The organism is Arthrobacter sp. PvP103 (assembly GCF_017833075.1).
Lineage (GTDB): Bacteria > Actinomycetota > Actinomycetes > Actinomycetales > Micrococcaceae > Arthrobacter.
The window spans coordinates 36,192-51,597 of record NZ_JAFIBQ010000001.1 but is presented as its reverse complement, the minus strand read 5'-3'; the positions used below and the strand labels follow the sequence as shown (position 1 = coordinate 51,597).

The following is a 15,406-nucleotide window of genomic DNA, read 5'->3' as shown; positions in this document are numbered from 1 at the left end:
CATGTCCCGGCGCCGGCTGGCGTTTCCAGCACGGGCAGGTGGTTGGATGGACTGATAGTGCCCAACTGAGTTAGGGAGGCAACCCGTGGAAGATCCCTTCAACCTGGAACGGTTCGTGCAGGCCCAGGACGCCAACGGAACCTATCACAGGGCACTTGGAGAGCTAGCCGACGGGTCCAAGGAAAGCCACTGGATGTGGTTCATCTTCCCTCAGGTCTCCGGCCTTGGGCAGAGCCCCACCTCCCGGAGGTACGCGATCACGTCCCTGGCCGAGGCCAGGGCCTATCTGGGCCACCCCGTGCTCGGTCCGCGGCTGCTTGAGTGCGCCCGGGCCGTTGCTGCCCACACCGGGGTCAGTGCTGTCCGGATCTTCGGCGGGATCGACGCGCGGAAGCTGCAGTCCTCCATGACCCTCTTCCTGCGCGCAGACCCCGCAGAGCCGGTCTTCCAGGAAGTTCTGGACCGCTACTTCGGCGGAACCCCGGACCCTGCGACCGACCGGTTGCTGGGCTAAATAGAGGTGCCTGGATAAACAAAAGGGGGCCGCCCCCTTTCGGGGACGGCCACCTTCAGCGTGCTAACTGCCTGGGCCCTCCGGAATCAGGTCCGGAAGAGAACCGGGAAATTAGTTGCCGGTCAGCTTCTCGCGCAGTGCTGCAAGAGCCTCGTCCGAAGCAAGCGTGCCTGCACCGGTCTCGGCTGCAGCCGGCTCGGAGGAGTAGCTGGTGGTGCCGGAATCGCTGTCACCGGACGTTGCAGCTGCAGCGTCGTCGGCAGCGTGCTGGGCAACCTGCTTCTTGTGTGCTTCCCAGCGGGTCTGGGCGTCAGCGTACTGCTGCTCCCAGGCTGCGCGCTGGTTCTCGTAGCCTTCAAGCCACTCGTTGGACTCCGGGTCGAAGCCCTCCGGGTACTTGTAGTTGCCCTCTTCGTCGTACTCAGCGGCCATGCCGTAGAGAGCGGGATCGAATTCGGTGCTGTCGGCGTCAACGCCCTCGTTAGCCTGCTTGAGGGAGAGGGAGATGCGGCGGCGCTCAAGGTCGATGTCGATGACCTTGACGAACAGCTCGTCACCAACGGAGACAACCTGCTCTGCCAGCTCCACGTGGCGGACTGCCAGCTCGGAGATGTGAACGAGGCCTTCGATGCCGTCTTCGACGCGAACGAACGCACCGAACGGAACGAGCTTGGTGACCTTACCCGGAACAACCTGGCCGAGGGCGTGGGTGCGGGCGAAGGTCTGCCACGGATCTTCCTGCGTAGCCTTGAGCGACAGGGAAACGCGCTCGCGGTCCAGGTCGACCTCGAGAACCTCGACAGTGACTTCCTGGCCAACTTCGACAACCTCGGACGGGTGGTCGATGTGCTTCCAGGACAGCTCGGAAACGTGAACCAGGCCGTCTACGCCGCCCAGGTCCACGAAGGCACCGAAGTTGACGATGGAGGAAACGACGCCGGGACGAACCTGGCCCTTTTCCAGCTTGTTGAGGAACGTGGAGCGGACCTCGGACTGGGTCTGCTCGAGCCATGCACGGCGGGACAGCACAACGTTGTTGCGGTTCTTGTCCAGCTCGATGATCTTGGCTTCGATCTGCTGACCGATGTACGGAGCAAGGTCGCGCACACGGCGCATCTCGACGAGGGATGCGGGCAGGAAGCCGCGCAGACCGATGTCGAGGATAAGACCACCCTTGACAACCTCGATGACGGTACCGGTGACGACACCGTCTTCTTCCTTGACCTTCTCGATGTCGCCCCAGGCGCGCTCGTACTGAGCACGCTTCTTGGAGAGGATCAGGCGGCCTTCTTTGTCTTCCTTGGTGAGCACCAGGGCTTCGACCTGATCGCCAACGGAGACGACGTCTCCGGGATCAACGTCGTGCTTGATGGACAGCTCGCGGGAGGGGATGACACCTTCGGTCTTGTAACCGATGTCGAGCAGAACTTCGTCGCGGTCGACCTTGACGACGGTACCTTCGACGAGGTCTCCGTCGTTGAAGTACTTGATGGTGGCGTCGACTGCTGCGAGGAAGTCCTCAGCGGTACCGATGTCGTTAATCGCGACTACGGGGGTACCGGGCTTCTCGGTGGAGGTGATGGTCATGTAGTAGGGGCTCCGTTGTGGATAGTTAGTCGGTCAGGCGGACCGCCGCACACCCGTATGGACGGGGGCGCGGGTGATGGCTGACCACATGGGTCTGCCAGGTTCATCCTGATTTTGTGGATTCTAGACACGTGCACGTAGTACACGCCCGTTTATTCTAGTCGCCGCGGCCAACACCGGTCAAAGCGGCCGGCATGGTCGCCGGCCGCTTTGACGTCGCTCGTGCCGCGGGGGGCCGGCCGGTATCGGCTTAGAAATGCGTCAGGCAGTGCGGCGCCCGTTCGACGGCGAACATCAGCCGCGCCCGGACGGCGGCGCCGGGCGCGTGTTCCCGGATCCGTCCCGCCGCCTTCAAGGTCACCGGACACACAGCACCGAGGTAGATGGAGGCGAGGTCGGCCACGTCCATCGACAGCTCCGGCAGGACATCTGCCGGCGCCGCCGAGACACTGGCCTCGCCGCCGCTGACGTCCAGGATGAACGTGCCGCCGGCGAATCCCATGGCATCTTCAACAGCGAGCACCAGCCGGCCGTCAGCGGAGTAGCGGCGGGCGCCCAATGCCTTGCCGGCGTCCAGTATCCGCAGCCAGAGCATGTCCCGGTGGTCGGAGGCCTCAACACAGCGCGGGTCCGAGAGGGCCCACACCAGCGGATCATCCACCGGTGCGTCCGCCCAGCTGACCCGCTGGATCAGGTCGATGCTGCCCAGGAACTGCCAGAGCTCCAGGTACGCGGCATCCGTTCCTGCCACCAGGTCCACCACTTCCACCGTGTAGGGCTTGGTGTCCCAGCCGGCGAACTTGTACGAGACGTAGCCGTCCACTGCTCCAGCGGCGTCGTAGTGCAGCGCACACTTGATGGCTTCATCTTCGTTGCCGTCACGGCCCACCGTTCCGGATACGTTCTGCCGATAGGCGTCCTGGCGGACGATGGAACCCGGGGTGTGCCGGTGCACCCGCTCAAACACTTCAGGGGCCAGGTCGAGCAGCACCTTCCGGTCCGCGATCTCCACCGCGCCGGAGGGCTGGTGACGGAGCCCGAACCGTGGTCCGGTATCCACCTTGATGCTGCGTTCAAAGGTGGCAACACCGTAGCCGAACCTGCCGTAGATGGAACCCTCCGAGGCGGTCAGGGCGGCCATGGCCAGGCCGTCGCCCTTCGCCGCGGTCAGGTCCTCGGTCATCATCCGCCGCAGCAGCCCCTGGCGGCGGTGCGTTCCCCGCACAGTCACCGCCGTCACCATATGCGTCAGCAGCTGGCGTCCGTAGCCGACGTTCAGGTCCCTGCGGAGTGTCCCGAAGGTTGCCACCGGAATGCCTGCGCCCAAAGCATGCGGTGCGACCTCCCCCGTCTGGTAGACGCCGGTCAGCACGCGTCCGTCCGAGCGGTACATGGACATGATCTTGTCCACGAATTCATCGCTCCTGCGGGTGTCGTGGAATCCGAAGCCCACGGCCTGGATCCAGTCGGTTCCCTCTTCGTAGCCGGGCGCACCCTTCTCTGCCGCCCCGAACCGCCGGATCTCATACTTGTCTGCCACGTAATGCTCCCCCTTGAACCGAATGAATGACCCATGCAGGACGCCCGCGCAAGGCGTCCTGCATGCCTTGAGACTGCTTAGTGACCGGCGTCGTACCAGCTGGGCCCGACGCCGATCTGGACGTCCAGCGGCACGCTGAGGTCCGCGGCGGAGCCCATCTGCTCCGTCACCAGCTTTTCCACCGCTTCCCGTTCACCGGCGGCAACTTCAAGCACCAGTTCGTCATGGACCTGCAGGAGCATCCGTGATTTGAGGCCCTGGGCCTTCAATTCAGCATGCACGCCCAGCATGGCCCGCTTGATGATGTCCGCCGCGGAACCCTGGATGGGTGAGTTGAGCGCAATGCGTTCCGCGTTCTCGCGCAGCTGGCGGTCCGTGCTGGTGAGGTCCGGCAGGTAACGGCGGCGCCCCTCGATGGTGGCCGTGAAGCCGTCGATCCGGGCCTGGTCCACCACGCCGCGGAGGTAGTCGCGCACGGCTCCGAAGCGGTCGAAGTATTCCTTCATCAATGTCCGGGCCTCGTCAACAGAAATTTCCAGCTGCTTGGACAGTCCGAACGAGGTCAGGCCGTAGGCCAGGCCGTAGGACATCGCCTTGACCTTGGACCGCATGGCGCTTGTGACCTGGTCGGTGGGCACGTGGAAGATGTTCGATCCCACAAACCGGTGAAGGTCTTCGCCGTCCCGGTAGGCCTGGATCAGGCCGGCGTCCCCCGAGAGGTGGGCCATGATCCGCATCTCGATCTGCGAATAGTCCGCGGAAAGGAGGCATTCATAGCCCTCGCTGACCACGAAGATGCCACGGACGCGCCGGCCCTCTTCGCTCCGGATGGGGATGTTCTGCAGGTTGGGGTTGTTGGACGAGATACGGCCGGTGGCTGCGACATTTTGCGCATAGGTGGTGTGGATGCGGCCGTCCTCGGCGACGGACTTCTTCAGCGACTCCAGCATCTGGCGGAGTTTCGAGGATTCCCGGTGCGCCATCAGCTGGACCAGGAATTCGTGCCCGGTCTTTTCCAGGAGGTTCTTGAGCGATGCGGCGTCGGTGGTGTAACCGGACTTGATCTTCTTGGTCTTGGGCAGCTGGAGTTCGTCGAACAGCACGGTCTGCAGCTGTTTGGGTGATCCGAGGTTGACCTCGTGTCCGATGGCGGCGAAGGCAAATTCCTGGGCGTTGTCGATCACCTTGGCAAGGTCGGCCAGCTGCTCATCCATCCGCTGCATGTCGATGGCGATTCCGGCGAGTTCCATATCCGCCAGTACCCGGCTCACCGGAAGTTCCAGCGTGGACAGCAGCTCCTCGGCCTTGCGCTCCTTCAGTTCCGCCTCGAAGTAGCGGCTGAGGGCGTGGACGACGGCGGCAGCGTGGACGAGTTCACCGGCGGCGGCGGAGTCATCGCCGTCGAACGACAATTCCAGCTGCCCGGCCTTCGCCACGGCGGTGGAGATTTCGATGTTGAGGTGGTGCTGCGCCAGCTCCGCGAGCTCGTAAGTGCGGCGGTCGGGCTGGATGAGGTAACCGGAAATCGACGTATCGTCGACGACGCCTTCCAGTTCCAGTCCGCGGGCGCTCAGGGCCTTGAGGGCGGCCTTGAAGCCGTGCATGACCTTGGGCGCTTCCGGGTCGCGCAGCCAGGCCGCCAGGACGTTTTCGGCCTCGGCATCCTGGCCGGAAAGGTCGATGTATACCGCGGCTCCGTCCCGGACGATTGCCAGCGCGGCGGCATCCTCGCCGATGCGTCCGGGAACAAGGTCGACGGCGACGGCGGACCGCTGACCGGCGCCCGCAGCCAGGAATGCGCTCAGCTCGGCTGCTCCGGCGGGCGTGCTGTAATCCGGGATGTCGAGGCTCTCACGCTCGGCGAGGTCCACCTCTTCGGCGCCGTAGAGGGCAAAGAGCCGGGTGCGGATGGTCTTAAACTCCAGCTCGTCGAACAGCTGTTCCAGCGCCGCCTGGTCCGGCCGGGGGTCGGCGAGGTCGTCCAGGGTCACGGGAAGCTCGAGGTCGGTGTGGAGCCTGTTCAACCGGCGGTTCCGCTTCACGGCGTCCACGTTTTCGCGGAGGGAGTCGCCCACCTTGCCGCCGATCTTGTCGAGGTGTTCCAGCACGCCTTCCAGGCCGCCGTAGAGGTTGATCCACTTGGCGGCCGTCTTGGGACCAACGCCGGGCACGCCGGGAAGGTTGTCCGCAGACTCGCCCACCAGGGCGGCCAGGTCCGAATACTGGGCGGGGCTGACAAAGTACTTTTCCTGGATGGCGGGGGCATCCAGGCGGGGAATGTCGCTGACGCCCTTCCTGGGGTAGAGCACAAAGACGTTGTCCGTAATCAGCTGGAAGGCGTCGCGGTCGCCCGTCACCAGCAGCACTTCGTAGCCTGCCTTTTCCCCCATGGCGGCGAGCGTAGCCAGGACGTCATCCGCTTCGTAGCCGGGCATCTTGATGGTCTTGATGCCCCACGCGCCCATGACCTTGTCAATAAGGTCGATCTGGCCGCTCATCTCACGGGGAGTTTCGTTGCGGCCGCCCTTGTACTCGCTGTACTCGGCCTTCCGGTGGGTGGTCTCGTCAGAGACGTCGAACGCCACAGCTACGTGCGTGGGCTTCTGTTCCTTGATCAGGTTGATGAGCATGGACGTGAAACCGTGGATCGCGTTGGTGTGCTGCCCCGCGGCGGTGGAAAACTTGTCCGCGGGCAGCGCGAAGAACGCCCGGAAGGCCATCGAGTGCCCGTCCAGCACCAGGAGGCGCGGCTGGTCGGTGATGGGAATCACGGGGGCCTCGGTGGCGGAAACCGGCTCCGCGGTGCGTGTGGTTTTCCGGGCGGGTTTGGCCGCAGTCGCTGATTCGGCCTCAGCTGCCGGGAGGATGTCTGCAGCAGTGTCTGCCGAAAGGGGGGCAAGGGCCGGTTTGGTAGTTTCGCTCACAGGTGCCAGCCTAGTTCCCATGATGGACAATTTCACGCCCGGGCCGTTCGCTGACGAACTGGCAGCCGCCGGAATCCCGAAGGAAATGCATGAGTGGCTGGGCGAATACGGCGTCGGTGCGCTGGTGGTGAAGATGGGCATCCACTTCCTCGAAATGAGCCCCGAACGCACCGTGGCAACCATGCCGGTGGAAGGCAACACGCAGGTGGCCGGGATCCTGCACGGCGGCGCCCACGTGGTGCTGGCCGAGACGCTCGGCTCATTCGCTGCAGGCATGCACGCCGGCCCGGGACGGCAGGCGGTGGGCATTGAGGTGGGGGCAACCCATCACCGCGCCATTGCCTCCGGCACTGTGACAGGAACCTGCATCGCGATCCACCTGGGGCGCACGCTGACCACGCACGAGATCGTGATGACCGATGAGAAGGGCCGCAGGCTCTCCACCGCCCGCATCACCAACCTGATCCGGGACATCGCACCCTGAGGCTTGAGCCGGGCCGGTTCAGCCGAGCCTGTACCGCAGCTCGACAATTCCCCTGCCCATCGTGCTGGACGCCTCCAGCTCCAGCGGCCGGGTTGGCCCTGTTTTGACGGGCAGCACAGGCTTTCCGGCACCGAGGACCACCGGGATGATGGACACGATGATTTCGTCCAGCAGGCCTGCATCGGCGAATTGGGCCGCCAGCTCTCCCCCGCCAACCAGCCAGACGTTCTTGCCGCCGGCATCTGCCCTGAAATCGTCCATGAATTCTTGGACGTCGCCGCGGACGAACGTGACATCGGCTCCCCGGGGCGCGGAGTGTTCGTGGTGGGTAAAGACCCAACACGGAGTGTCAGGGTAGGGCCAGTTGTCCGGCTCGTGCTCCATCAGCCAGGCGTAGGTGTCGCCGCCCATGACGATGCAGCCGACCTCGGACATAAAGGCTTCGTAGCTTTCCCGGCCGCCTTCGAACCCGTCGAACTGGAGGAGCCATGCCAGGTTGTCATCGGACGTGGCGATGAATCCGTCGAGGGATGAGGCCACGAAATATTGGAGTCTGGACATGGCCCCAGCCTAGTCATTTGGACTCGGGGTTCCCATACTCCACGCGCATGCCCGGATCATCACGGAGCACCACCACCTTGCCGCTCCGAAGCGTCCAGCCCTCGTTGAGCAGGAAGACGCGGCCGCCGCTGACCACGAGCAGCCGCAGGCCGCTGTACTGGTACACCGGATGTTCCGCCGTGCCGCTGGATTGTTCGGTGACGTTGGGCGCACTGATTCCCAGCCGGTCCTTGCTGTACACAACGGCGGTGGGCAGGAGCGCGGACCGTTGCTCGTAACTGACCGCAAGTCCCCGGCCCAGCGCCTGGGCGTAGTCGGAAGTGCCCCAGAAGAGCAGCAGCGTCACCAGGCAGAAGATGAGCGTCTTTTCTGACCCGCGGGACAGTGCGGCCACGTTGCGCCCGGGTGCTTCGGCGGACCGCCGCCACAGGCTCAGTCCCCAGGCGGACAGGAGTACGCCGCCGGCCATGATGTACGGCACGAACAGCACGGTGCGTTCGGGCTGGAGAATCACCACGATCCACATGGCAGTCGCGCAGGCCAGTCCAGCAACCAGGATCACGGCGGCGAGCCTCCGGATGCCCGCACGCCTGCCGGCGTTGAGGCGTCCGGCGAGGAACCTGTCCACGGAAAGCCAGACTGAAGCCACGATCAGCAGCCAGACCAGCGGGATGAACAAAGACGGGATGCTCCTGAGGACAAAGTCCTGAACGGTGAAGCCGAAGAGGCTGACATCCAGCCCCATGGCCTTCGCCTGGGCATCCGTGCGCGCCCAGCCGAAGTAAACCAGCAAAGCAGTCGCGATGGTCAATGGCGGGCCGATGACCGCCAGCATGTCGACAGCGCGTTTCCAGCGGGGATCCGCCTCCGGTTCGCCGCTCATGATGTTGGTCCTGCCGACGCCCCGGACGGCGGCGGGGAAATGTCCGGCGGTGACGCGGGCGGTGTGGCCGGCGTGGACGGCGTCGGGTCAGCATAACGGAGCAGGGCTTCACCGGACACCGGGGGCGTTGCAGCCACTGTCACGGTGGCGGACGTGGCGCCTGATGCGGTCGGCGGCGCGTAAAACTCGAAGGGGCCGAACTGCGGGCCTTCGACGTCAACCGGATTGCCGTCCACCAGGACTTTGTCCACATTCACGAAGAACCCCTGGAGGCGCACCCGGGCTCCGCCGACGGAGGAAACGGATGGCGGGGCTGTGCCGGCAGAGGGCCCGTCGAGGACCGTCAGGCCTGTCAGTCGACGGGGGCAGTCGTCGCCTGCCCCTGCTGCGTTCACCACGAGCTTGACCCCCGGGTTGGCGGTCCGCAGTTCCACTGCCTGCTGCAGCGATTCCGTGACTTTGTTTTCCCAGCACCGTTCGGGCGGCAGGCCGGGAACCCCGGCCAACGCAGCCTGTGCCTGCTGCCAGTCCGCCGGCAGGTCCGTGGACAGTGCCTGGCAGGTGGCCTCCGCGGCCTTCCAGACGGCAGGAAACGCCGTGTTCAGCTTTGACTCGCGGAGGCCTGCGCAGTCGAGGCTGCGCAGGAGCTCGTACAGCGTCCCCTCGGGCGGATCGGTGGGTGCGGCCGGTCCAATGGGGACCCACCGGATGACAGGGGCGCCGGCAACAGGAGGTCCGTCAACCGGACCGGGCAACGGTGCAGCCGTGGGCGGATCATTCGGGGAGGAGGACGAAGCGGCCGGATCCGGGGCTGCGGGTGGTGCCGCCGTCGTCGAACTTGCCTGGGATTCCGGTGGCGGGGATGGCGGAGCGGCGCAGCCGCCCGCAAGGAGCAGCAGGCACCAAGCCGCGGCGATTCCTGGAAGTCCGGCTGCTAGCCGGGCTGCTGCCCCGGTTCGACTGTGCATGACAGACCCGCCTGCTTGCGGTTCCCGGCAGGGGAACCGGCCTGGATAAACCCTTCGGGATGGCTCCCGGCATCGGCCGGCTGCGGAGCCGGACCAAACACGCTGAAACAGTGTTAACTATTCCCCCGTTGGGTCATATCCGCCAGAGCAGTCCCGTGCGCTCCACAGGTAACTGCCTGAAGCTACTACTTGCTGAAGTACGGAATGATCAGGTACAAGCCGAACAGCACCGCCAGGCCGCACAGCCCGAAGCAGGCGTAGGCGAGCGATTTCATCCACCGGGGCGTGGCCTGCTCGGGATCACCGGCGATGGCCGTGAAACGAACGCCGATGGAGTAAAGGACCACTACCGTCACGGCGGCAAGGAGCGTGGCACCGGCCACCTGCACCAATTCCAACCACTTCACTTAGTTGCCATCCTTAAACTTGTTGGCGCGGCTGGCGGCCATTGCCTTCTTTTTACGGAACCGGACGGCCTGCCCTGCTTCCTCGACCTCCACGGCATTGTGGTGGCCCACATGGGACTTGCGGGACTGCACGAACATGAACAGCACGGCGCCGGTCCCGGCAACGGCGGCAATGACAACACCCACCGGTCCGGTCATCACGAGCAGGGCCGTCAAGGCGCCCACGATCCCGGCGGCCGGGAGGGTGAAAAGCCAGCCGACGGCGATGCGGCCGGCAGTGCCCCAGCGCACCGAGGTGCCCTTGCGGCCCAGCCCGGAACCGATCACGGAGCCGGAGGCCACCTGCGTAGTGGACAGGGCAAATCCAAGGTGGGAAGAAGCAAGGATGGCTGAGGCCGTGCTGGCTTCCGCTGCAAAGCCCTGGGCGGGCTTGACGTCGGTAAGGCCCGAGCCCATGGTGCGGATGATCCGCCAGCCGCCGGCGTAGGTGCCGATGGCAATGGCGAACGCACAGGCTGCAATGACCCAGAACTGCGGTCCGGATCCCGGCGCCTGCGTTCCGGCGGAGATCAGCACCAAGGTGATGATGCCCATGGTCTTCTGCGCATCGTTGGTTCCGTGTGCCAGGGCCACCAGGCTGGACGTGAAGATCTGGCCGGTCCGGAAACCGCCGCGCTTCTGCGTGAGCTTGCTGCCGGTCTCCGGATCGTGCCGGGATGTCAGCGCGTAGGCCAGGCGGGTGCAGACGTAGGCCACTGCGCCGGCGATGACCGGGGCGAAGATGGCGGGAAGGATGACCTTCTGCATGAGGGATTCGAAGTTCACCGAATGGATGCCGATGCCGGCGATGGCGGCGCCGATCAGGCCGCCGAAGAGGGCGTGCGACGAACTCGACGGCAGGCCTTTCAACCACGTGATCATGTTCCAGAGAATGGCGCCCATGAGGCCGGCGAAGATGATGTCCGGGGTGATCTGGATGCCGTCTGAACCCTCTTTGATGATGCCGCCGGACACCGTCTTGGCCACTTCCGTGGAGAGGAACGCTCCGACCAGGTTCAGGACCGCTGCCAGGGCAACTGCCGTCTTCGGTTTGATGGCACCGGTGGCAATGGGTGTAGCCATCGCGTTGGCGGTGTCATGAAATCCGTTGGTGAAGTCGAAAAAAAGTGCCAGCGCTATAACCAGCGCCACCATAAAGGTGATTTCCACCTGTTGCCCAATCTGCAGAGTCGACGGTCAGCAGTTCCACTTCCCCATTGCCCCTGACCGCACGCAAGTTACCGCGGCATTTGCCGGCAGTTAGTGCGGTGTTGTTCGGAAGGGGCTTGAAACCCTAACGATCGTACGCGTCAACGCCCTGAGGACAAAACACCGGGCGGTCAAAGGAAAGCACGGACTGCGTCCAGTTCAACCGGGGACAAGCCCCGCCTCGGATGCGGTGAAATCAGCAGCAGGCGCCCGCGGAGGACGGAGGCCCATGCGCGGGCCTCGGCTTCGTAATCGAGTTGGTCGTCGATCCACACGGCCCGGTCCGGAGCGCATGCCTCGAGGTCCCGTTGCAGGGCCTGCAGTTTCCACCAGCCGTCGCCTCCGCCCGGCCCGTCACTGGCAAGAACGGGCCATTCCCGCCCGGCCAGGCCGATGGCGGGGCACAGGTATTCCGGTGCCATCTCCTCCCAGCTGGTGAGCCAGACGCAGCGAAGGCCAGGTGTCATGGACAGCGTGTTGAGGGACTCCACGAGTTCACCGGCGTAGGTCACTTCGAGGAGGCCGGCATCGGACGTCCGCCAGCGGCTCCCCCAGTCCGTGGTGCCCGAGGCGCCGAACGGGCAAATCACGCCGTCCACGTCCAAATAAAGGGAGACATTCCTCACGGCGGCGTCCTTTCCTCCGGGAGCTCCACCCAAAACGTTACCGAGGGGCCGGAGGGCCGGCAACACACCGTGCCTAACGAAAAGTGCCGGACACGGAAGACGTGTCCGGCACTTTTCAGGGTGCAGAGCTAAGCCTGGACCGGTGGATCAGGCGGGGACTTTCACCGCGGTCTCCTTACGGACGGCGGCAGGAACTCCGTCGCCGGCCTGGCCGTACAGCCAGTCGTTGTACTGGAAGTCGTTGTCCTTCCGGCTCTTAAAGAGCAGGTTGCGCAGGGTCCGGGCCAGTCCGGAGACATGCCAGGATTCGCCCCAGACGCGGGCGGTGCGCTGGACCCGGGCGGTGCGGCCGGCGCGGATTGCGTTGAACTCCTTGATGGCGCCGTCCCAGGCTTCGGGGTTGACGCCGTCCGCGGTGAAGACGGTGCCGGCGCTGACATCCTGCAGCACGGCTGCGTCCTCGAGGGCCTGGCAAGCGCCCTGCGCCAGGTACTGCAGCATCGGGTGCGCGGCGTCGCCCATCAGCACCATGCGGCCGGCAACCCAGTTCTCGATCGGGTCACGGTCGTACATGGGCCAGCGGATGCCGGTGGCCAGGTTCTTCAGCGCTTCCTGAACCGCCGGGACGCAGTCCTTGTAGGCTGCCTCGAGCTCGTCCACTCCCCCGTACTGTTCGACGCCGGCTTCGAAGGACGGCGACTTGAAGACGGCCACGGTGTTCAGCAGTTCGCCCTTGCGCAACGGGTACTGCACCAGGTGGCAGTCCGGTCCGAGGTAGACGATGACGTCTTCAAGGTCGGCCTTGGGTGTGTTCTCGGTGATCGGCACCGTGCCGCGGTAGGCGACGTACGCCGAGGAGACGGGTTCGTCGTTGGCCACGAGCGGACGGAGGGTGGACCGGAGACCGTCGGCGCCGATAACGACGTCGGCCTCGTAGTCAACGCCTCCGGCGGTGTGGGCCACGCCGCGGCCGTTCACAGTCTCAACGCTCTCCACCATGACGTCGTTGACGAGCTTGACCCCGGCTGCTTCACAGCCCTCGAGGAGGACCCGGTGGAGGTCGCTGCGGTGGATCACGACATACGGCGCGCCGTAGCGTTCCTCGAATTCGGCGCCGAGCGTCTGGCGGGTGAGCTCTTCTCCGGTGACGGCGTCGCGGAAGACCAGGTGCTTGGGCTGGACACCGATTTCGAGCGCTTTCTCCAGCAGGCCCCAGCTCCGGAGGACGCGGGAGGCGTTGGGGGCCATCTGCAGCCCGGCGCCCACCTCGCCGAACTCCGGTGCCCGTTCCACGAGGGTGACGTCGGCACCGTTTTCGCGCAGCGCGAGGGCTCCGGCGAGTCCGGCCATACCCCCTCCGATGACGAGGACATCGGTGGACGTGGCGTGCTCAGACATTGATTGCTCCTGTTGATGAGTGTGAGGGTGAAATTGAGAGTTTCGACTTGAGTTTGAGGCCGACGGCGGCCAGCAGGACCGCTGCGATGGCGGCTGCACCGGCGAAGGCGAGGAAATTGGAATTGACGCCCAGTCCGGCTGCCAGCAGGAGTCCGCCCACCTGCGGCGCGACGACGGCACCGATGCGGCCCGTCCCGAGCGCCCAGCCCAGCGCGGTGCCCCGCAGGTGTCCGGGATAGTGGCTCGCGACGGCGGCAATGATCAGGCACTGCGTGCCGTGGGTGCCGACGCCGGCGAGGACCAGCATGAGGTACACGACGGTGACAGACGGCCCCGTGACGAGGACCACCAGCGCAGCGGCGGCGACGGCGGCAGCGGCGATCGCAGTCGGCACCGGACCGAAGCGGGTTCCGGCCCAGGCCGTGATGACCGAACCGGCCACCGCACCCAGGTTGAGGGCCAGCGCGAAGGTCAGGGCGGAACCCAGGTTGTAGCCCGCCAACTGCATCAGGTTGGGCAACCAGGTTCCCAGTCCGTACCAGGCGAACAGGGTGGCGATCGTCGCCAGGGCGAACAGCATGCTGACACCAAGGTACGGGGCACGGAGCAGGGACGAGAAGCCGGACGGTTCCTTGACCGCACTGGCATTGCCGGCTGCCGTGCGGGCAGCCTTCTCTGTTGCACTGCCTGTGGCCCGGACCGGGGCAAGCGTCTCCGGGAGGTATTTCACTCCCAGGGGCACCACGATCACCAGGGCCAGCACGGCCACCAGGAACATGGCCTGCCAGCCGAAGGCGGGAATCAGCTGGATGCCGACGAGGGCGGCGATGGATCCGCCGATCGGAACACCGGACATCATCAGGGTGGCGATGGTGGACCGCCACTTGGTGGGGACAAGTTCGGCAACAAGGGCGTTCGCCGAGGGCACCAGCCCGCCGAGCCCGATGCCGGCGAGGAGCCGCAGGCCGCCAAAGACGGTAGCGCTGGGAGCGAAGGCACAGAGGGCGGTGAAGATCGAGAACACGACGGCGCAACCCAGGATGGTGCGGCGGCGACCCCACGAGTCGGCCATCCGGCCGGCGAAGATCGCGCCGATCATCATGCCGAGGAAGGCCATGGAACCGATGGTTCCGGCGGTGGCCTTGTTCAGGCCCCAGCCGGTCTCGGAGATCAGCGAAGACTGGACAGTGCCGTAGACGATCAGGTCGTAGCCGTCGAAGACCACCAAAAGCCAGCAAACGAGGACGGCCGCGGCCGACGCTTTGGAGAACCGCGATGCAGGCCCATCAGCGGAAGTGGGGGCGGCGTCCCCGGGGGAGGACCGGTGCGGCGCTGCAGCGGATGTTGTGTGAGTCATGCCACTACTGTCATGACTGCGCGTGGCGAACGACAATATAATTCTGATGTGCAGAAACAGCCCAACGCCAATCCGGCGTCCAAATCAGCCCGGAAGCCCGTACAGAAGCGGCCAACCTACTCCATTGAGGCCGTGGACAATGCGCTGCAGCTCCTGCAGCTGCTTCGTGACGGCGGCGCGCTGCGCCTCAAGGACGCCGCCGAGGAGCTGGGCGTGGCCCCGTCCACTGCCCACCGCCTGCTGGCGATGCTGGTCTACCGGGGGTTCGCCGTCCAGGATGAGACCCGGCGCTACGTGCCCGGCCCGGCAATGGGCGTCGGGCCGGCAGGGCTGAGCTGGACCAGGCTGCTCCGCTCGCTCGCCCAGCCTCATATGGAGCTGCTCTCCGCGCAGCTGAACGAGACCGTCAACCTCATGGTCCGGGTGGGTACGAAAGTGCGTTTCCTGGCCACCGTGGAGGGAAATAATGTTTTGCGCGTCGGTGACCGCCAGGGGACGGTAATGCCTGCAAACAAAACCTCCGGGGGCAAGGCCATGCTCGCCGAACTGGAGACTCCCATGGTTGACCAGCTCTTCCGCAGCAATAATGCCGAGATCGGCGGGGACACCATCCCCGCCGTGGAGTACCCGGCGTTCCTGCGCGAGCTGGAGTCGATCCGCAACAACGGTTTCGCCGCCAATTTTGAAGGCACTGAGGAAGGTGTGAGCGCCCTCGGGATCGCCCTGCACAACAGGCACGGGAAGGTGGTGGGCGCGCTCAGCGTGGCCACGCCCGCGACCCGCTTCCGCAGGGTGTTCGATGCCGGACTTGTGCCTGCCCTGCGGGAAACCTGCCGGCAGCTGGAGATCGACATCGCGGCCAATCCGGCCGAGCCGGACTGAACGTCGGGGCCGGGCGCCCCGCCGGAA

General features: G+C 65.4%; 14 protein-coding genes. 3 read left to right on the top strand and 11 right to left on the bottom strand.

The genetic code is table 11. The features are described from left to right. Positions 1–85: 85 nt before the first annotated feature. Complete coding sequence (locus JOE41_RS00235) at positions 86–514, top strand: DUF1810 domain-containing protein (RefSeq protein WP_209750277.1); 429 nt, start codon at positions 86–88, stop codon at positions 512–514. A gap of 111 nt (positions 515–625) precedes the next feature. On the opposite strand, the gene rpsA is transcribed toward JOE41_RS00235, so the two are convergent. The 3 genes from rpsA to polA form a co-directional block, all read right to left on the bottom strand. After that, positions 626–2,101, bottom strand: a complete 1,476-nt coding sequence (gene rpsA / locus JOE41_RS00230) for a 30S ribosomal protein S1 (RefSeq protein ID WP_011691911.1) — start codon at positions 2,099–2,101, stop codon at positions 626–628. Positions 2,102–2,351: 250 nt separating this feature from the next. Further along, on the bottom strand, positions 2,352–3,641 hold the full coding sequence (locus tag JOE41_RS00225; protein ID WP_011691910.1) for a GNAT family N-acetyltransferase: 1,290 nt from the start codon (positions 3,639–3,641) through the stop codon (positions 2,352–2,354). 77 nt (positions 3,642–3,718) lie between these two features. Further along, positions 3,719–6,361, bottom strand: a complete 2,643-nt coding sequence (gene polA, locus JOE41_RS00220; RefSeq protein WP_245200786.1) for a DNA polymerase I — start codon at positions 6,359–6,361, stop codon at positions 3,719–3,721. Positions 6,362–6,584: 223 nt separating this feature from the next. Between polA and JOE41_RS00215 the strand changes: the two genes are divergently transcribed. Then, positions 6,585–7,049, top strand: coding sequence for a hotdog fold thioesterase (locus tag JOE41_RS00215; RefSeq protein ID WP_011691908.1), 465 nt, complete (start codon positions 6,585–6,587; stop codon positions 7,047–7,049). Positions 7,050–7,067: 18 nt separating this feature from the next. On the opposite strand, the gene JOE41_RS00210 is transcribed toward JOE41_RS00215, so the two are convergent. The 8 genes from JOE41_RS00210 to JOE41_RS00175 form a co-directional block, all read right to left on the bottom strand. After that, positions 7,068–7,610 (bottom strand): dihydrofolate reductase family protein, encoded by a 543-nt coding sequence (locus JOE41_RS00210; RefSeq protein WP_011691907.1) that lies wholly within the window; start codon positions 7,608–7,610, stop codon positions 7,068–7,070. A 13-nt stretch (positions 7,611–7,623) separates the two neighbouring features. Then, positions 7,624–8,493, bottom strand: a complete 870-nt coding sequence (locus JOE41_RS00205; protein ID WP_011691906.1) for a hypothetical protein — start codon at positions 8,491–8,493, stop codon at positions 7,624–7,626. After that, entirely contained in the window at positions 8,490–9,461 is a 972-nt protein-coding gene (locus JOE41_RS00200) for a hypothetical protein (protein WP_209750275.1), read from the bottom strand. The genes JOE41_RS00205 and JOE41_RS00200 overlap by 4 nt, the downstream gene beginning before the upstream one ends. 185 nt (positions 9,462–9,646) lie before the next feature. Continuing rightward, positions 9,647–9,868, bottom strand: a complete 222-nt coding sequence (locus JOE41_RS00195) for a hypothetical protein (RefSeq protein WP_011691904.1) — start codon at positions 9,866–9,868, stop codon at positions 9,647–9,649. After that, complete coding sequence (locus JOE41_RS00190) at positions 9,869–11,077, bottom strand: inorganic phosphate transporter (RefSeq protein ID WP_043429747.1); 1,209 nt, start codon at positions 11,075–11,077, stop codon at positions 9,869–9,871. It lies immediately after the preceding gene. Between the two features lie 170 nt (positions 11,078–11,247). After that, on the bottom strand, positions 11,248–11,742 hold the full coding sequence (locus tag JOE41_RS00185; protein WP_011691902.1) for an HAD domain-containing protein: 495 nt from the start codon (positions 11,740–11,742) through the stop codon (positions 11,248–11,250). A 147-nt stretch (positions 11,743–11,889) separates the two neighbouring features. Then, on the bottom strand, positions 11,890–13,140 hold the full coding sequence (locus JOE41_RS00180) for an FAD-dependent oxidoreductase (protein WP_209750273.1): 1,251 nt from the start codon (positions 13,138–13,140) through the stop codon (positions 11,890–11,892). After that, positions 13,133–14,497: an aromatic acid/H+ symport family MFS transporter gene (locus tag JOE41_RS00175; RefSeq protein WP_209750271.1), complete on the bottom strand. Its 1,365-nt coding sequence runs from the start codon at positions 14,495–14,497 to the stop codon at positions 13,133–13,135. The genes JOE41_RS00180 and JOE41_RS00175 overlap by 8 nt, the downstream gene beginning before the upstream one ends. A gap of 48 nt (positions 14,498–14,545) precedes the next feature. Here JOE41_RS00175 and JOE41_RS00170 point away from each other — a divergent pair, with 48 nt between their 5' ends. Further along, the gene (locus JOE41_RS00170) at positions 14,546–15,379 is read left to right on the top strand and encodes an IclR family transcriptional regulator (protein WP_209750269.1); all 834 of its coding nucleotides are present in this window, start codon (positions 14,546–14,548) and stop codon (positions 15,377–15,379) included. Positions 15,380–15,406: the final 27 nt, after the last annotated feature.